Raw genomic sequence first — 18,122 nt, forward strand, 5'->3', positions numbered from 1 at the left:
CTCGTTACTCGTTAATAATAACCTGTTGTTCATCGTCAGCAGCACTTTGGATTTCACCCAAATGCCAGGCGGTTTCACCCGCTTGCTGTAGCATGCTAAGCGCAGCAGTCAGCTGTGCTGCCGGCACCACTACGATCATGCCAACGCCACAGTTAAAGGTACGGTACATTTCGTGACGGCTGATATTACCTTGCTGCTGTAACCAGTTAAAAACCGCTGGCCACTGCCAACTGTGGCCATCGATGACCGCTTTTGTTTTGGCAGGTAATACCCGTGGGATATTTTCCCAAAAGCCACCACCTGTAATATGACACAGGGCATGCACCGGCTGTTGCTTAATAAGCTCAAGTAGGTTCTTTACGTAAATACGGGTTGGTTCTAACAGATGATCGGCTAGCGATTTACCTTCAAGCAGGCTGTCGGCAGACTGTTTACTGACTTCCAGTACTTTGCGAATTAACGAAAAGCCATTGGAATGCGGGCCAGATGACGCCAGGGCAATGAGTTGATCGCCAGCGGCGACTTTACTGCCATCAATAATATCGGCTTTTTCGACCACGCCAACACAAAAACCGGCGATATCATAATCATCACCATGGTACATGCCTGGCATTTCAGCCGTTTCACCGCCAACCAGCGAACAACCTGATTGCACACAGCCCTCAGCAATACCCGCTACTACCGCAGAGGCGGTATCTAAATCCAATTTGCCGGTGGCGTAATAATCAAGGAAGAACAAGGGCTCAGCACCTTGCACCACTAGATCGTTGACACACATCGCTACCAGGTCAATACCGACGCCATCATGCCGTTTCAAGTCCATCGCTAAACGTAACTTAGTACCGACACCATCAGTACCTGACACCAACACCGGCTCTTTATAACCCGCCGGAATTTGGCACAAGGCACCAAAACCACCGAGGCCACCCATAACTTCAGGACGGCGGGTGCGCTTCACTGCACCTTTAATACGTTCGACCAGGGCATTACCTGCGTCTATATCTACTCCGGCGTCTTTGTAACTTAATGATGTTTTTTGCTCGCTCACGGCTGTCCTCGAATGGCTAAGGGTTGGCTAGAATGGCCGGCATTTTACCTGTATAACTGCGCCGACAAAAGCATTACTGCATAGCATTTGCTTTTGCTAGTTGCAGGTACTGTTGCACACTGATGTTGTTATCCTGGGTGAGTTTATGATAACAGACTGAAGCAAAAGGAAATTCCTTGTCTGCAAGCTGAACCGCAACGTAGGGGGCGGCTTGTTCCAGCTGGTTATTGTGCCAGTGGCCACCAATCTGTTGTATAAAAATCTGCCCCAGATAAGCCCCAAAAATATTACTCAGCGTAAACAGCATCTCGGTAGAAAAGGCGTTGCTCAGCTGCTGCTGGTGTAATTTTGATAGAATATCATCGACCAGCGCCAGGCTACCCAGGCTAAAATCGAGTTGATGTTCAAACTGCTCGGCACTGTAGCTTACTGCATCTGCAGCAGCGGCTTGCATTAACTCAACTAACTCTTGCTGTTGCATATTAATCCTTTTTTATATTATGCGCCTGCAACAGCAGCTGCCGTAACTGGCGGCTGCCGGGGCCCAGAGCGTCTTCCTGGGGGGTAAGTAACGCCATTGGTACCAATTTCTCACTGCTTTGGCTTAGCGGTAACTGTACCAGGCTACCTTGTTGTAAGCCTTGTTGCACCGTAAAGTCTGGTAACCAGCAAAATCCCAGGCCTAGCTGTAAGATTTCAATAGCTTCGTAAAAATTATCTACGGTCCAGCGTTGCTCTGCCCGTAACCAGCCAATATTTTCCTGAGGTTTTTGTGCGGTATCCCGGATCACAATTTGCAAATGCTGGCTAAGCACATTGGCATCCAGTGGCTGTTGCTGAGCCAATGGGTGTTGGCTACCAACGACCGGCACAAAGCGGGTTACGCACAAAGGTTCCGCTAAATAGCCCTTGGGGATAAGACCACAAATCACCAGGTCCGCTTTTTTATGCTGAATAATTTCTGTAGTACCGGTGAGCACAGTATCAATAATCTGCACCCTGCTGCCACGGCTAATCGGATAAAATTGCTGTAGCGCCTGATATAAAAAATGTTTAGGGTAGGCTAACTCAACCGCTATACGAATTTCCGGCTCCCAGCCACGGTCAATGTTATCAGCTAGCAATTCTAAATCTTCAATTTGCTGGGTCAGGATACGCGAGCGGCGCAACATGACTTCGCCGGCGGGGGTGAGTTGTGCCTTGCGTCCAATGACTTCTAACAGCTCCACCCCAAGCTGAGACTGTAACTTAGCTACTGCATGATTTAACGATGACTGACTTTTATTAAGCATGTCAGCTGCCTGGGCATAGCCGCCGGCATCTACTACCGCTTGCAGAATACGCCATTGCTCGAGGGTTGATTTAGGGCGGTATGGCATAAGCGTGCTTGAAACCTCAATCTGGTAACCTGGCTAGCAGTACCGCCCTGAGCGGTGCCGGATAACCTTCGATAGTTTTACTATGATCATTTGGGTCAAGAAAATCAATTAAACTTTCATTTTCCATCCAGTCAGTAGCACGTTGCTCCAATATTGAAGTGCTATTTAAATCGACGACCTTCACATCAATAAAACCCAGCCGAGTTAACCAGTGACATAAGGCGGCACAGCTGGGAATAAACCAGACATTACGCATTTTGGCATAGCGCTCGCCCGGCACCAGAACAGTGTGTTCGTCACCCTCTATGACCAGGGTTTCCAACACTAATTCACCACCAGGGCGTAATTGTTGTTTTAACTGCTGTAAAAAATCTATGGGCGAGCGGCGATGATAAAGTACTCCCATTGAAAACACCGTATCAAACTGCTTAAGGGCTGGTAAATCATCGATACCCAATGGAATAAGGTTGACATTTGGGTCTGGATTAAAATGTTTAATAGCTTGAAATTGCGCATAAAATAATTGTGAAGGGTCAATGCCCACCACAAAATCGGCTCCTTCGCCACGCATGCGCCACAGGTGATAACCGCTACCACAGCCGACGTCCAGTACATAACGGTGCTGCAGTGGGCTGATATGGGGCAGTACACGTTGCCACTTCCAATCTGAGCGCCATTCGGTGTCAATGTCGATACCATAAATAGAAAAGGGGCCTTTACGCCAGGGTTTCAGTTGTTGCAGTAAAAAACGGATCCGCTCAGCCTGACCCTGGCTAATGTCCTGCGCTTGTCCGAATTGCACAGCCTGCCGTAATTCGACATAGTTACTGTGGCACTGCGGCAAATGATTCAGCACTTTTTGCCAGGCGGCAAAGTCGCCATGCAAAGCATCACGAGACCAACTGGCCAGTTGCGCGGGTAAGGTTTCAAGCCAGCTTTGCAGGCGGTTTTGTGCCAGTTGGCTATAAAAGGCATTAAAGTCGAGCAGGGCTTGTTTCATGTTACTCTCATTAAGACTCAGTTCCAGGCAAATGTTAACATTTGCACTCGCGTTGATTGTTGCCGTTACTTTATTGCCACCAGCGAGCAGAAATTAAAGCACTGGAACCAGACCGTCTGTTTTACAAAACCTGACTGCTGTAAACGCTGTTGTTGCTCCTGCAAAGTATCTGGCAGCATGACTTTTTCCAGCGCACTACGTTTTTGGCTGATTTCCAATTCGCTGTAGCCATTGGCACGCTTAAAGTCGTGATGCAGGGTAATCAGCAAATCATGGGTCTCTGGCTCAGAGGTTAAAATCTTTTCAGATAGCACCAAAATGCCACCCGGTTTCATGCCACGATAAATATTGGCAATTAACGCATCCCGGTCAGTTTTGGGTAAAAACTGCAGGGTAAAATTAATCACAACCATGGCGGCATTGCTGATCTCAAGCTGGCGTATATCTGCCAGTTTTACCTCCACCGGCACCTCTGAACGAAACGCCTGCAAATGCCGTTCACAGCGTTCTACCATGGCCTGGCTATTATCAACCGCAATAATGCGGGCACCAGAGCTGTTGATATTACGCCGCATGGCCAGGGTCGCTGCGCCTAAAGAGCAGCCTAAATCATAATAATGGCTATCGGCTTGCTGGTAGCGTGCTGCCAGTTTGCCAATAGTCTGCACTATGGTTTGATAACCTGGCACTGAGCGCTGAATCATATCGGCGAAAACATCGGCTACCTGTTCGTCAAACCGAAAATCTTCAATATGTGCCAGTGGCTCGGCGTAAATCACATCTTTTTGCATCATCTCTATCAGCTTCACCCGCGTAAAAGCGGCAGTTTACCTTAAAATTGGCAAGGCGAACATGCTATGGTCGTTGCCGACAATCTGGTTGGTGTTTATTTTATCGCGCAGTAATGCGGTCAGCCGCTTGACCAACTGCCAATCGCAGCGTAAAACTAAGGTTGGCCTGACATTTGTATAAAGAGATGATTAAACGCATTTTCATTTTTCTGCTGGGCATTTTTCTGGCCATGCCGATATGGGCCGGTAGCGCATTACCTAATCCTTTGCGGGTGGTATTAAGTAATGATACCTTTCCTTATATGTTTGTTAATGAGCAAGGGCAACTGGATGGCTTGCTGGTAGACTATTGGCGCGAAATCGCTGAGCTACAACAGATAGAAGTGCAATTTTATGCCGCAGACTGGCCAGACACGCTGCAACTGCTGGATCAGCAACTGGTTCATGTTCATGGTGGCATGGCCCGCACCGAAGAACGTGAACAACGTTATCAGCTAGCCGATACTCACATTACTATTTACAGTAATATTTATGTACATCGAGACATGCCACATATTGGCACTTTAGATGCATTGCAACCCTATCTTGTGGGCGTAGTTGCCGATTCCAGTCATGTTGATACTTTGCAACGGTTACTGCCTCACCTGGTTTTGCGTTCTTACCCAACAGTCACTCAGATGTTCGATGCCGCATTACAGGGGCAGTTACGACTTTTTGCCGGGCTGGACCGGTTGCCGCCACGATATGAGCATTACCAGGCATTGTCGAGGCAATTTCCGCTTTATAAAAAAATGCCATTACAACGGATTGAGTTGGTCTTCGCGGTAGAGGAAACATCGGACATTTTTGTGGCCTTACAACAGGCTGTTGAGGCACTCCCGCGCTCAGTGATCGATACTTTAGAGCGGAAATGGTTAGGTATGGAGACCGAAGATGGCACTCTGCTACTTGGCTTATCGGTAGGAAACCAGCCATATATGCAAGTATCACAGCAGGGAGAAGCGCAAGGCTTGCTGGTGGATTTATGGCGGCTTTGGTCTGACACTACCGGTGTGAAAATTGCGTTTGTACCTGATACTTCGATTAATAGTCTGGATAATCTGGGCAAGCGTCGTTTAGATGCTCACATTGGGGTACCGGCACAACCTCATCTTATTTTCAAACAAGCTTATCCTATTTACAGCATTAGCTCAGTGCTCTATTACCCAAGAGAACAACAGCTGCAACACATATCTGAGCTTAAGGGTAAGAAAGTCGCCTTATATTTTACTGCCGGTTATCGTCAGCAATTAGAGCAGCAGTATCCTGACATTAACTTTGTTAGTTTTCATACTTTGGATGAAATTTTAAAAGCGCTGTTTGCCGGTGAAGTAGACGGTTTTTATGGTTCTGAAGTAGTGGTGCCGGAGCGGCTTAAACAACGAGATCTTTATGATCATTTTCAGGCACTGAATAGCAGCCGTATTCGTTCTCCTTTATATGTGTTAGTGCACCCTGATGATGATGAACTGGCCGAAAAGATTACGCAGGGCTTTGAACAAATTTCGCCTGAAACTTTGGCTGCGGTGGAAGAGTATTGGATTAGTCAGGCTGAGCAACGTTATTTCAGCCAAGCCACAAAACTGATTAATTTGACCATAGAGCAACAACACTGGCTGCGTGATAACGAACCCTTTCGTGTCGGGGTAATGACCAATTGGCCACCGATGGAGTTTTTGGATGAGCAAGGCAATGCGGTGGGTTTGACCAGTGACATTCTGCAGCTTTTATCTGAACGTTTGGGGATTAAATTTCAATTAGTGCCTTATGATAACCTGGATCTTATCTGGCAGCATATTGCTGAGCGAAAATTGGACATGGTCGCTAACGTGACACCTTTGCAGGACAGGCTGCAATTTGCAAGCTTCACCGAAGTCTTTTGGACGGTGCAGTGGGCAGCCATAGGGCTTTTACAAAATGAGGTCATGAGTCGTGCTGCTCAGCTTAAAGGGAAGCGATTAGCGATATTAAGTGATTACCAACTTGCCAATGATTTACCCTTGTTGTTGCCCGATAGCCCGTTAATTCAGATTAAGGATGTATCAGATGGCTTGCGCTTATTGCAAGACCAAGAAGTAGATTATGTTATTGACTCTGTGGAATCCGCCAGTCGATTAATGCGACAAGCGTCATCGGTCAATTTTCGAATTCAATTACTGGAGGATTTACCGGATTACCCTTCTTTAGTGGCGGTGCGTAATGATTATGAGCCGCTGGTGTCCATTTTAAATAAGGGGTTACAAACTATAGGCCAGCAAGAGCGGCAGCAACTTAACCAACGCTGGTTTAATATTGAAATTACTCAGGGTATGAATAGTGCCCGGGTACAGCAATTGATCTGGCAGGTATCGGCAGTGGCCTTGTTGCTAATTAGCCTGTTTGTGATTTGGAATGTGTTTCTACGCCGTGAGGTGGCGTTGCGTCGAGCGGCAGAGCATAAAATGCGGCAAATGGCGACCCATGATGATTTAACCTCCTTACCTAATCGTAGCTTGTTGCGAGAGCGCTTAGAGCAAGCCTTGCTGCAGCATAGCCGGCACAATGAAATTATGGCGTTAGTCTTTATTGATTTAGATGGCTTTAAGCAGGTTAATGATGAGTACGGACATGATGCTGGTGATGAGTTGCTGCTCAGAGTGGCAGCGGTGCTCAGGCACTGTATTCGTAAAAGTGATACCGCTGCACGTTTTGGTGGCGATGAGTTTGTAGTATTACTGACTTCACTATTAAATGCGGATGACGCGGCCATAGTAGCAGAAAAAATTCTGACACAATTAAAGCAACCTATTCAGCTGTCGGTCGGCACAGTGACATTAGGCGCCAGTATGGGTATTGCGGTTTATCCACAGGATGGCACTGATGCCGCCAGCTTGATGCGTCAGGCAGATCTGCTGATGTATCAGGCGAAACAGCGAGGTAAAAATCATTACTGCTTTAATCAGCAGCAGTTTTAATGTCTGGGCAGTGACTTTAGTACTCTTTCCTATATAATCAGCCGTTATTTCAGTACTGCTAAGCAGCAAGGTAGAGGAAAGGTTTAATGCGTAGCCATTATTGTGGTTTATTAAGCAGCGCTCAGGTAGGGCAACAGGTCTCGTTGTGTGGTTGGGTCAATCGTCGTCGCGATCTCGGCGGGTTAATATTTCTTGATTTACGTGACCGGGAAGGCCTGGTGCAAGTTGTCTGTGATCCTGATTTATCAGAATTATTCGATATTGCTTATACCTTGCGTAATGAATACTGTGTACAGCTAAGTGGCGAGGTGCGGGCACGGCCAGCGTCGCAAGTTAATGCAGACATGGCTACTGGCGAAGTAGAGGTTTATGCATCATCCTTACACATTCTGAATAAATCTGCCCCGACGCCACTGGATTTTAATCATGAAAACAGTGAAGAGCAGCGTTTAAAATACCGCTACCTTGATTTACGCCGGCCGCTGATGAGTGATCGGTTAAAGTTTCGGGCGAAAGTCACCAGTTTTGTCCGTAATTTCATGGACTCAAACGGCTTTTTAGATATAGAAACGCCTATTCTGACCAAGGCGACCCCGGAAGGCGCCCGTGATTATCTGGTGCCCAGCCGAACGCATAAAGGCCAGTTTTTTGCACTGCCGCAATCACCACAGTTATTTAAACAACTGCTGATGATGTCGGGCTTGGATCGCTATTACCAAATTGTAAAATGCTTTCGCGATGAAGACTTGCGGGCCGATCGTCAGCCTGAGTTTACCCAGATTGATATTGAAACCTCTTTTATGACCGCTGAGCAGGTGATGGCAGTCACTGAACAGATGGTGCAACAGCTGTTTAAAACATTACTGGGTGTGGACCTTGGGCAAATGCCGAGGATGCCATATTTTGAAGCGATGCGTTTATATGGCTCAGACAAGCCGGATTTACGTAACCCCATGCAGTTTGTTGATGTAGCGGATTTACTGAAAGACGTTGAATTTAAAGTATTCTCCGGCCCGGCCAACGATGCTAAAGGTCGCGTAGTGGCGCTGAAAGTACCGGGTGCAGCGGACAAAGTATCACGTAAAGATATTGACACTTACACCAGCTTTGTTGGCATTTATGGCGCTAAAGGCTTAGCCTGGATGAAAGTAAATGATGTGACTGCCGGTGCTGAGGGTGTGCAATCACCAGTAGCCAAGTTTTTAACGCCAGATATCATTACGGCCATTATTGCCCGTACTGAAGCCAGTAACGGCGATTTGATCTTTTTTGGTGCTGACAGCTATAAAGTCGTGTGCGAAGCCATGGGTGCTCTGCGCTTAAAACTGGGCGAGGATTTAGCGATCACTCAAGCTGGTTGGAAACCGCTGTGGGTAGTTGACTTCCCGATGTTTGAAGAAACCGACGATGGCAGTTATGCCGCTGTGCATCACCCTTTTACTTCACCGTTAGATCCAGAGACCTTCTTAGCTACGGCAAATAATGAACTTGAACTGGGTACTTTATTATCAAATGCCTATGACATGGTATTAAATGGTACTGAGTTAGGCGGTGGATCGGTGCGTATTCACAATAGTCAGCTGCAGGCTAAGGTGTTTACGCTTCTGGGTATCAGTGATGAAGAAGCTGCTGAAAAGTTTGGATTTTTGCTTGAAGCATTAAAATATGGTGCTCCACCGCATGCCGGTTTGGCCTTTGGCCTGGATCGGTTAGTGATGTTAATGACCGGTGCTACCTCAATCCGTGATGTGATGGCATTCCCTAAAACCGCTACAGCCGCTTGTCCGTTGACTGATGCACCGGGAGAAGCTAATCCGGCACAACTGGCGGAGCTGGGTATTAGTGTTAACGCGAAAGTACAATAAGCAATACTGTGGCAGCTGCTGGCTGCCACAACAAAGGAGTCACTGATGGCCGGCCATAGTAAATGGGCGAACATGAAGCATCGCAAAGCCCGTCAGGATGCGAAAAAAAGTAAAATCTTCACCAAAATTATCCGTGAGCTGACGGTTGCCGCCCGTCAGAATCCGGATGTCAGCATTAATCCACGTTTACGGTTAGCGGTAGATAAAGCGCTGTCCGAAAATATGACGCGCGATACCATAGACCGTGCTATTAAGCGTGGTGCCGGTGCTAATGAGGGCGAAAACTACGAAGAGTTGGTCTATGAAGGGTATGGCCCTAATGGCGTAGCCGTGATAGTGGAGACCATGACTGATAACCACAAACGCACCGTGGCAGATGTGCGCCATGCATTCACTAAGCATGGCGGTAGTCTGGGCACTTCTGGCTCTGTGGCTTATCTGTTCAGCCGCCGTGGTGTAATGATGTATGCACCAGGAGTGGATGAAGACGCCTTAATGGAAGCCGCCCTGGAGGCCGGGGCCGAAGATATTGTCATTGAGCAGGATGGCAGTATTGAAGTGCTGACCAGCGCTGATAGCATTAACGACATAAAAGATGCCCTTACCGGCGCAGGTTTCACGCCGGATAGCAGTGAAGTGACTTTAGTCCCATCAACACGGGCCGTCGTGGATGCCGATCATGTAACGGCGTTTTTTAAGCTACTGGATCAGTTGGAAGATTCTGACGACGTGCAAAATGTTTATCACAATGCCGAGATCAGTGATGAGCTGATGGCTGAGCACGCTTAACTGTGAATGTTATTCTGGGGATTGACCCCGGTAGCCGGTTAACCGGATATGGTGTGGTGCGACAGGTAGGCATGAGCTTTCAGTATGTGGCCAGTGGCTGTATCCGCCTTAGTACCACAGATTTACTGCCTGAGCGTTTACTGGATATCTTTAATGGTGTGACAGAAATTATCAGCCAAACCCAGCCAACGATATTTGCCATCGAGCAGGTCTTTATGGCACGCAACGCCGATTCTGCATTAAAACTGGGTCAGGCCAGAGGTGCTGCTATAGTTGCGGCTAAACATGCCGGGCTTGAAGTGTTTGAATATTCAGCCCGGCAAGTAAAACAAGCCGTGGTAGGCAGTGGTGCGGCAGACAAAGCACAGGTGCAGCATATGGTACGTACCCTGCTGAAACTACCCGCCACCCCCCAGGCTGATGCGGCCGATGCGCTTGCAGTCGCTCTGTGTCATGGGCATACTCAACAAAGTTTAATCAGCCTGGTCGGTCAGGCACGCAAAACCGTGCGTGGCCGCTTACGCTGATGCCAACCCTCTTATATAAGCAGACGCTATGATTGGACGATTACGCGGGGTTTTGCTGGAAAAGCAAGCGCCGGATTTACTGCTGGAAGTGGCCGGAGTGGGCTACGAAGTACAAATGCCGCTGACCAGTTTTTATCATTTGCCGGCTATTGGCGGCGAAACGGTAATATATACCCACTTTGTCGTGCGTGAAGACGCCCAGCTACTCTATGGCTTTATTAATCCCTCGGAGCGCGCTTTATTCAGGCAACTGATCAAAGCCAATGGTGTCGGCCCTAAGCTGGCGCTGACTATTTTATCGGGTATGACCGCGCAGCAGTTTGTCCGCTGCGTGCAGCTGGATGATGTCAGTACTCTGGTTAAACTGCCAGGGGTGGGTAAGAAAACCGCTGAACGGCTGGTGGTTGAAATGCGTGATCGCTTAAAAGACTGGGGGGGTGCGCCGTCCACACCATTGACTGATGCGTTGCTGATCCAGGGCGATGAAGCGATGTTCAATCTTGAGCAAACGGCAGAGCAAGATGCCAGCAGTGCGCTGGTGTCATTGGGATATAGCCCGTTGCAGGCAGAGAAAGCGGTTCAAAAGGTAAAGCAGCCCGACATGAGCAGTGAACAGCTGATAAAAGCAGCCCTGCGGAGTATGATGTAAGCCATGATTGAAGCAGATCGCTTAATACAAAGTAGCGCTACGCGCGATGAAGAAAGTATTGACCGGGCTATCCGGCCGAAAATGCTGGCCGATTACACCGGGCAGGAGCATGTGTGTCAGCAAATGGCCATTTTTATTGAAGCGGCGCGCGGCCGCGGTGATCCTCTGGATCACTTGCTGATATTTGGTCCGCCCGGGCTGGGTAAAACCACGCTGGCGATGATTGTCGCTAATGAAATGGGCGTCAATATTAAAACCACTTCAGGGCCAGTATTAGAAAAAGCCGGTGATTTGGCGGCGTTACTAACCAACCTTGAACCAAACGATGTGCTGTTTATCGATGAAATTCACCGGTTAAGCCCGGTGGTCGAAGAAATTCTATATCCGGCAATGGAAGATTATCAGCTGGATATCATGATTGGCGAAGGCCCGGCCGCCCGTTCTATCAAGTTGGAATTGCCGCCGTTCACTCTGGTGGGGGCCACCACCCGTGCTGGCGCTTTAACCTCACCACTGCGTGACCGCTTTGGCATAGTACAGCGACTGGAGTTTTATAAAGTTACTGAGCTGACTCAAATTATTTTACGTTCGGCACATTATCTTAATTTAGTGTTAGATGAAGCCGGTGCCGCAGAAATTGCCCGCCGCTCGCGCGGAACACCACGTATAGCCAACAGATTGCTCAGGCGGGTGCGCGATTATGCCCAGGTAAAAGCGAATGGCCAGGTCACAGTAGATATTGCTTCACAAGCATTATTGATGGTGGATGTGGATGCCCAAGGTTTTGATTACATGGATCGAAAACTAATACTAGCCATTATAGAAAAATTTATGGGTGGGCCTGTCGGATTGGATAATCTGGCGGCAGCCATAGGTGAAGAAAAAGACACCATTGAAGATGTGATAGAGCCTTATTTAATTCAGCAGGGTTTTATTCAGCGTACTCCACGAGGTCGTATCGCTTCGCCCAGGGCATATCAGCATTTTGGTTTTGATATACCACAGACTTAGCCGGCAAACTGGTTAATGCGGGCTAAAATTGGCCAAAAAAAAGCCCGCTTATTCAGCGGGCAAGCAAGAAAATGAAGGAGTGCTTCAAAAATCCAGGGAACATGTTTACAACAACAACGAGTGCCATGTTGATGGTGACTCATTGCCAGGTGATCTTGACTAAACAAGGTAAAACTTACCGTGTTTTTGCGCTAGCTCAGAACACTTGAGCATAATAAAGAGTTGGAGTAATTACTTCAAACGAGAAAAATTAGCGCGGAGATATTAGATTTTCTAATGCTAATTAGACTTATTGCGTCATTTAACTGTCAAATAGCAATAAACAAACCTGCGTTACACCCTTATTCATGCAGCGTTAAGTTAATTAGTGGAATATGACTCAGATTACTTTTTATTTTGATGACTATTTTTTTGGTGATGTTGAAGACAGCTGCCTTGAAACACAGAGTGAACTTAATCTAGCTCAGTGAGTCTGTTAGATGTTTTATGGATAAAACAAGTAGGGCAGCAAAAAAAATATAGTCAGCCTTTGGCGGTTTAGCCAATTGAGTTTGTTAACGGGCTTAATTATCATACAACCATAAAGCATGAATGCAGATGTCAAAGACAGATTTTATCCTGCCAGTGCGGGTCTATTATGAAGATACCGACGCCGGAGGCATAGTGTACTATGCCAACTACCTGAAATTTTTTGAACGCGCGCGCACCGAATGGTTGCGTGCTCTTGGAGTTGAGCAAGACATTCTGTTGGCTGAACAAGTAGGTTTTGTGGTCACAGACGTACAAATGAAAAACCATAAAAGTGCTAAATTCAATGAGTTATTGACCGTGTCCAGTCAAATTAGTACTTTAAAGCGTGCCAGTATGATTTTTAGCCAGCAGATAACCAATGCTGATGGCCAGTTGTTGTGCAGTGCAGAAATTAAAGTGGCCTGTGTTAATCCACAGGCGGGTAACGCCCGGCCGTTGCCGGCAAACGTATTAGAGGTATTACAGCGTGTCAGGTGAAATTTCGATTCTGCATTTATTACTAGAAGCCAGCATTGTGGTGCAGGCAGTAATGTTGATCCTGGTTGGCATGTCAGTGACCTCCTGGAGCATGATCTTTAAACGCAAAAAAGTGCTGCAGCAAGCCTTGGTTGATGCCAAAAAATTTGAAGATCGTTTTTGGTCTGGCGTTGACTTATCTAAGTTATATGCTGAAGTGAGTGCCCGCACAGAAGTGAATGGTCTGGAAGCGCTTTTTAAATCAGGGTTTAAAGAATTTGCCCGTATGCACAAAAGCAGCCAACGTCAGCCTGCAGCCGTAATGGAAGGCACTCAAAGAGCGATGCGGGTAGGCTTATCACGCGAAGTAGAACGTTTAGAAACCAACCTGCCTTTTTTAGCCACTGTAGGTTCTATCAGCCCTTATATCGGTTTATTTGGCACCGTATGGGGTATTATGAATTCTTTTATCGCCTTAGGTGCCGTGCAACAAGCTACGCTGGCGATGGTGGCACCGGGTATCGCTGAAGCCCTTATTGCTACCGCCATTGGTTTATTTGCGGCTATCCCTGCGGTCATCGCTTACAACAAGTTTTCACATCAGGTAGAGCTGTTAGAAAGCAGCTATGTGAATTTTGTTGAAGAATTTGCCAACATCCTGCATCGCCAGACTGTAAGCAGTGGAGATCAGGGCTAATGTACGCTCGGAAAAAACGGCGGATGATGGCCGAGATTAACGTGGTGCCTTACATCGACGTGATGTTAGTGCTATTGGTTATTTTTATGGTCACCACGCCCCTGATTACGCAGGGGGTTAAAGTTGAGTTACCTAAATCTGCCGCTGAGCCGATTGAACAGATGACCGAAGGTAAAACACCTTTAGTGGCCACTGTAGATGAAGCCGGTCTGTATTACTTTGAAAAAGACGGTGTTCAACAAGGGCCTTTTAATGCTCAGCAGTTGCAAGTTGAAGTGGCCAGCTGGCTGACGATAGAGCCGGGTACCCAGGTGATCGTTAAAGGCGATGGCCGGGTAGACTATAACTCGGTGATTAGGCTTATTAATGTGTTAAAGCAAGCTGGGGCATCGGCAGTAGGCTTGATGACCGACAATGAAGTTTAAACAAATGCAGCACTGGTTATTATCCTCCTGGAGTAAGTCGGTTGCACTGCACCTGGCGTTGGTACTGGGTTTAGTCATTGGTGGCTTAAATTTTGCGCCGAAACGGCTGGAAATCAGCCTGGACTCGGATGGCATGAGTGCTCCCGCCGCGCCGGCTGCGCCAATTGAGGCGGTGGCCGTTGATCGCCAGGTGTTGGAGCAGCGTGTTGCTGAAATTCAACAGCAACGTGAGGCTGCCCGGCAAGCGGAAGAGCAGCGTATTCGTGATTTAGAGCGGCGGGCGCGACAGGCTGAACAAGCGCGGACCACAGAGGAACAGCGATTACGTCGCGTTGCGGAAGAAAAACGTCAGGCAGATGCCGCAGCACAAGTGGCCAGAAAAGCGGCCGCAGATGCCAAAAAACAGCAGGAAGTAGAGCAACAGCGGGCCAAAGAAGCGGAACAGCAGCGCCAGGCGCGTGAACGCGAGAGACAACAAGCTGAAGCTGCGGCTAAAGCGGCGGCTGAGCAGAAAAAAGCAGAGCAGGAAGCCCTGGCCCGGGCACAGGCTGAACGCGAGCGTCAGGCACAGCGCGAAGCGCAGGAGCGGGCGATGCAAGAGCAGATGGCGGCAGAAGCCGAAGCCCGGCGGCGGGCACGCTCTCAGCAAACCTTAACCGAAGTGCAACGTTATACGGCGATGATCTCTGATACTATACGCCGTAACTTGTTAACCGATGAGCGCACCATGCGTGGCCGTACCTGCCGTATCAATGTCCGGTTGGCCACCTCAGGTTTTGTCACTCAGGTCAGTGTAGTAAGCGGTGATCAAGTGGTATGTGATGCGGCGGTCAGAGCCGTAAACCGCGCTGGAACTTTACCGGTATCCTCGGATCCGGATGTGTATAACCAATTAAAGGATATCACCTTAACGGTGGCTCCCGAGTTTTAATTATGATGAAATTACTACGAAATATCTCTTTAGGCTGGCTGTTGCTGTGTTCAGCACTGGCACAGGCATCGCTGGAAATTGTCATCACAGAGGGTATTGATTCAGCGCGTCCAATCGCTATTTTACCTTTTACTTTTAATGGCACGACGCAGCCAAGCGAACGTTTGTCTGAAATTATTGCTGCGGATTTAATGCGCAGTGGCCAGTTTAGTCCGCTGCCCGGTATTAAAATGCCACAACGGCCGACTAAAGCATCTGAGATTAATTTTGCCGCCTGGGCCCGTGAAGGGGTTGAGGCTATTGTTATTGGCCAGATTAACGAAATAGGTATTGACCGTTACACTGTTAGTTTTGAATTAATTGATGTGTTGAAAGGTAACGCAGGCATTAATACCCAGATGTTAAATGCCGGACAGTTAGTGGTCAGCAATCAGCATATTCTGGATGCGCGCGAAACGACAATTAACGGTGGCCAGTTCCGTCAGTATGCTCACCGTATTAGTGATATAGTGTATGAAAAACTCACCGGCGTACGGGGTGCTTTTTTAACTAAAATTGCATATGTACTGGTGCGCGATAATCATGAATTTCCGTTTCAGTTAATTGTTGCTGATTATGATGGCGCCAACGAGCAGGTGCTGTTGCGCTCGAAAGAGCCACTGATGTCGCCCAGTTGGTCTCCTGATGGCACCAAACTGGCGTATGTCACCTTTGAAAAACGTCAGGCACAAATTTATATTCAGGATATTTACACGGGGCGTCGTACTATTATCAGTTCCACGCCGGGCATCAATGGTGCACCTAGCTGGTCGCCTGATGGCCGTAAAATGGCCATGGTGTTATCTAAAGATGGCAATCCGGAAATCTATGTGATGGACATTGCCAGTAAAGCCCTGACCCGAATTACCAATCACAGGGCAATTGATACGGAGCCTGCCTGGTCACCGGATGGAAAGCAGCTGGTGTTCAGTTCTGAGCGCGGTGGTAATCCACAACTATATAGCATAGATTTAGCAACAGGTACAACCCGACGCCTGACCTTTGAAGGTGATATGAATCTGGCAGGGACTTTCACGCCGGATGGTCAGTCGTTGGTGATGGTAAATCGTACAAGAGGTCAGTATCATATCGCCAGAATGGATCGTCAAAGCCGCTTTTTGCAGGTGTTGACACGCACAGATCTGGACGAATCGCCAAGCATAGCGCCGAATGGCTCTATGATTATTTACAGCACCATGCACGGTCAATCGCAGGTGTTGGCACTAGTTTCTATGGATGGTCGTTTTAAAGCCAGGCTACCGGCGGCGGAAGGACAGGTGAAATCGCCGGCCTGGTCACCCTTTTTATAAAACACAACTCGGTTAAAAATTAAACTAAGGACAACAACATGAAACTGAACAAAATACTGAAAGGTTTAGCCATTGCATTACCAGTGTTAACACTGGCAGCATGTAGCTCAACCCGTTCAACTGATGCCGGTGATGAGCAAGCCAGCCAAACTACCCGTCCGGTTGAAACCGTGCAAGTAGAGCGTGTTGAGCAAGTGGTAAGCCCTGCTGAGCAAATGCGCCAGAAACTGGAAGCATTACGTCAGGAAAACACTATTTATTTCGACTTTGACCGTGCCACTATTCGCCCGGAATTTGTTGAAGTATTACAGGCTCACGGTGCTTTTTTACGTGCCAACCCAAGCGTTCGTGTGACCATCGAAGGCCATACTGACGAGCGCGGCACGCCAGAATACAACATTGCTCTGGGTGAGCGTCGTGCGCAATCTGTGGTACAGTACCTGCAAAACCTGGGTGTTTCTGCAGGCCAGTTATCTACCGTCAGTTACGGTGAAGAAAAACCAGTAGACAGATCACGTACCGAAGCCGGTTTTGCTAAAAACCGTCGTGCAGTTTTAGCTTATTAATTAACAGGATAGTCGTGTGATTAAAACAGTAACCAGACCACTGCTTATTGCCATGTCCTTAGTCAGCATCGGCGTGTCCGCTAACCCGGCGCCAGTCACTGAAATAGGCAGGAGCAGCAGAGTACCTGTTACCACAACCACAGCAACGGGTACTGTTGAGCAACGATTAGCGGCATTGGAACGGGTGGTAGAAGCCCGGGCTGAAGCGCAAATTCGCATGCAGCAACAGTTACAATTGCTGTTAGACGAGGTAAGCGAGCTGCGCGGTGTTACTGAAACACACTCCTATCAGTTAGACGAAATTTTACAGCGTCAACGCGATATTTATCAGGAAATAGAGCGTCGTGTCAGCAGTGTGCAGCAGCAACCTGCTGCCACTAACGTGGTGCCTGATAGCACACCTTCGGTGTCGGTATCGACCAACGTATCTGAAAATGATGCTTATGAAAAAGCCGTAAATATGGTGCTGAAAGATCGTCGATATGACGCTGCAATTCCTGAGTTTGAAAGTTTTTTGCGTAGTTATCCGAACTCGGTTTACGCGCCCAATGCACACTATTGGCTGGGGCAGTTATTGTTTAACAACAATGATCTGGCTAAAGCTAAAACGCAATTTGAGCGGGTAGTGTCTAATTTTCCTGATTCCAATAAGGTCAGTGCTGCTTTGCTGAAACTTGGCCAGATTGCCGAGCGGGAAAATAACAAAGCCCTGGCGTTACGCTACTTTAATCGGGTGGTGGCGGAGCATGCTAGCAGCACCTCTGCCAGACTGGCCAGAGAGCGGATAACCGCTTTACAATAAACTCACCCGGCCCCGGCCGGGTTTTTTTATTTCTTAACTTAGCTATTCCCGTCAATTATCGCTGGCATTTTGAGCAGTTAGCCATGCGCAAAGGGCTTTTTCGCAGTTTTTGGTTGCACAAAGTTCGTAAATCAGTAAGATATGCCTCCGCGGTTAGGGTCGTTAGCTCAGTTGGTAGAGCAGTTGACTTTTAATCAATTGGTCGCTGGTTCGAATCCAGCACGACCCACCAAATCGCGCAAACAAGTACACCGAAGTGGGTCGTTAGCTCAGTTGGTAGAGCAGTTGACTTTTAATCAATTGGTCGCTGGTT

At 47.9% G+C, this 18,122-nt stretch carries 18 protein-coding genes and 1 tRNA gene; 14 read left to right on the forward strand and 5 right to left on the reverse strand.

The window, feature by feature from the left end; all coding sequences use genetic code 11:
* Positions 1 to 4: 4 nt before the first annotated feature.
* From purM to cmoA, 5 genes are all read right to left on the reverse strand, one after another.
* A complete protein-coding gene (purM, locus tag V7D78_RS02335; RefSeq protein WP_333606816.1) occupies positions 5 to 1,048 on the reverse strand; it encodes a phosphoribosylformylglycinamidine cyclo-ligase in 1,044 nt (347 codons plus the stop codon).
* Positions 1,049 to 1,121: 73 nt separating this feature from the next.
* Positions 1,122 to 1,529, reverse strand: coding sequence for a hypothetical protein (locus V7D78_RS02340; RefSeq protein WP_333606817.1), 408 nt, complete (start codon positions 1,527 to 1,529; stop codon positions 1,122 to 1,124).
* 1 nt (position 1,530) lies between these two features.
* On the reverse strand, positions 1,531 to 2,427 hold the full coding sequence (locus tag V7D78_RS02345) for a LysR family transcriptional regulator (RefSeq protein WP_333606818.1): 897 nt from the start codon (positions 2,425 to 2,427) through the stop codon (positions 1,531 to 1,533).
* A gap of 16 nt (positions 2,428 to 2,443) precedes the next feature.
* Complete coding sequence (gene cmoB, locus V7D78_RS02350) at positions 2,444 to 3,427, reverse strand: tRNA 5-methoxyuridine(34)/uridine 5-oxyacetic acid(34) synthase CmoB (RefSeq protein ID WP_333606819.1); 984 nt, start codon at positions 3,425 to 3,427, stop codon at positions 2,444 to 2,446.
* Between the two features lie 65 nt (positions 3,428 to 3,492).
* Positions 3,493 to 4,221: a carboxy-S-adenosyl-L-methionine synthase CmoA gene (gene cmoA / locus V7D78_RS02355; RefSeq protein WP_333606820.1), complete on the reverse strand. Its 729-nt coding sequence runs from the start codon at positions 4,219 to 4,221 to the stop codon at positions 3,493 to 3,495.
* A 182-nt stretch (positions 4,222 to 4,403) separates the two neighbouring features.
* Between cmoA and V7D78_RS02360 the strand changes: the two genes are divergently transcribed.
* The 14 genes from V7D78_RS02360 to V7D78_RS02425 all read left to right on the forward strand — a co-directional run bounded on the left by V7D78_RS02360 (position 4,404) and on the right by V7D78_RS02425 (position 18,041).
* The gene (locus V7D78_RS02360; protein WP_333606821.1) at positions 4,404 to 7,211 is read left to right on the forward strand and encodes a diguanylate cyclase domain-containing protein; all 2,808 of its coding nucleotides are present in this window, start codon (positions 4,404 to 4,406) and stop codon (positions 7,209 to 7,211) included.
* An 86-nt stretch (positions 7,212 to 7,297) separates the two neighbouring features.
* Positions 7,298 to 9,076 carry an aspartate--tRNA ligase gene (gene aspS, locus V7D78_RS02365; protein ID WP_333606822.1) on the forward strand — a complete coding sequence of 593 codons (1,779 nt, stop codon included), beginning with the start codon at positions 7,298 to 7,300 and terminating at the stop codon, positions 9,074 to 9,076.
* Between the two features lie 45 nt (positions 9,077 to 9,121).
* Positions 9,122 to 9,865 (forward strand): YebC/PmpR family DNA-binding transcriptional regulator, encoded by a 744-nt coding sequence (locus V7D78_RS02370; protein ID WP_333606823.1) that lies wholly within the window; start codon positions 9,122 to 9,124, stop codon positions 9,863 to 9,865.
* Positions 9,866 to 9,867: 2 nt separating this feature from the next.
* Positions 9,868 to 10,392 carry a crossover junction endodeoxyribonuclease RuvC gene (gene ruvC, locus V7D78_RS02375; protein ID WP_333606824.1) on the forward strand — a complete coding sequence of 175 codons (525 nt, stop codon included), beginning with the start codon at positions 9,868 to 9,870 and terminating at the stop codon, positions 10,390 to 10,392.
* Positions 10,393 to 10,420: 28 nt separating this feature from the next.
* Positions 10,421 to 11,041, forward strand: coding sequence for a Holliday junction branch migration protein RuvA (gene ruvA, locus V7D78_RS02380; RefSeq protein ID WP_333606825.1), 621 nt, complete (start codon positions 10,421 to 10,423; stop codon positions 11,039 to 11,041).
* Between the two features lie 3 nt (positions 11,042 to 11,044).
* Positions 11,045 to 12,052 (forward strand): Holliday junction branch migration DNA helicase RuvB, encoded by a 1,008-nt coding sequence (ruvB, locus tag V7D78_RS02385; protein ID WP_333606826.1) that lies wholly within the window; start codon positions 11,045 to 11,047, stop codon positions 12,050 to 12,052.
* Between the two features lie 591 nt (positions 12,053 to 12,643).
* On the forward strand, positions 12,644 to 13,060 hold the full coding sequence (gene ybgC, locus V7D78_RS02390) for a tol-pal system-associated acyl-CoA thioesterase (RefSeq protein ID WP_442886492.1): 417 nt from the start codon (positions 12,644 to 12,646) through the stop codon (positions 13,058 to 13,060).
* Positions 13,050 to 13,736: a protein TolQ gene (gene tolQ, locus V7D78_RS02395; protein WP_442886493.1), complete on the forward strand. Its 687-nt coding sequence runs from the start codon at positions 13,050 to 13,052 to the stop codon at positions 13,734 to 13,736. The genes ybgC and tolQ overlap by 11 nt, the downstream gene beginning before the upstream one ends.
* Positions 13,736 to 14,161 carry a protein TolR gene (gene tolR / locus V7D78_RS02400; RefSeq protein ID WP_333606828.1) on the forward strand — a complete coding sequence of 142 codons (426 nt, stop codon included), beginning with the start codon at positions 13,736 to 13,738 and terminating at the stop codon, positions 14,159 to 14,161. The genes tolQ and tolR overlap by 1 nt, the downstream gene beginning before the upstream one ends.
* The gene (gene tolA, locus V7D78_RS02405; protein ID WP_333606829.1) at positions 14,151 to 15,092 is read left to right on the forward strand and encodes a cell envelope integrity protein TolA; all 942 of its coding nucleotides are present in this window, start codon (positions 14,151 to 14,153) and stop codon (positions 15,090 to 15,092) included. Before tolR ends, tolA begins: the two co-directional genes overlap by 11 nt.
* A 2-nt stretch (positions 15,093 to 15,094) precedes the next feature.
* Positions 15,095 to 16,441 (forward strand): Tol-Pal system beta propeller repeat protein TolB, encoded by a 1,347-nt coding sequence (gene tolB / locus V7D78_RS02410; RefSeq protein ID WP_333606830.1) that lies wholly within the window; start codon positions 15,095 to 15,097, stop codon positions 16,439 to 16,441.
* Positions 16,442 to 16,479: 38 nt separating this feature from the next.
* Positions 16,480 to 17,007, forward strand: coding sequence for a peptidoglycan-associated lipoprotein Pal (gene pal, locus V7D78_RS02415; protein ID WP_333606831.1), 528 nt, complete (start codon positions 16,480 to 16,482; stop codon positions 17,005 to 17,007).
* A gap of 16 nt (positions 17,008 to 17,023) precedes the next feature.
* Positions 17,024 to 17,809 carry a tol-pal system protein YbgF gene (gene ybgF / locus V7D78_RS02420; RefSeq protein ID WP_333606832.1) on the forward strand — a complete coding sequence of 262 codons (786 nt, stop codon included), beginning with the start codon at positions 17,024 to 17,026 and terminating at the stop codon, positions 17,807 to 17,809.
* Between the two features lie 156 nt (positions 17,810 to 17,965).
* Positions 17,966 to 18,041, forward strand: a tRNA-Lys gene (locus tag V7D78_RS02425).
* Positions 18,042 to 18,122: the final 81 nt, after the last annotated feature.

It is taken from the genome of Arsukibacterium sp., assembly GCF_036735525.1.
In the GTDB taxonomy this organism is placed as follows: domain Bacteria; phylum Pseudomonadota; class Gammaproteobacteria; order Enterobacterales; family Alteromonadaceae; genus Alishewanella.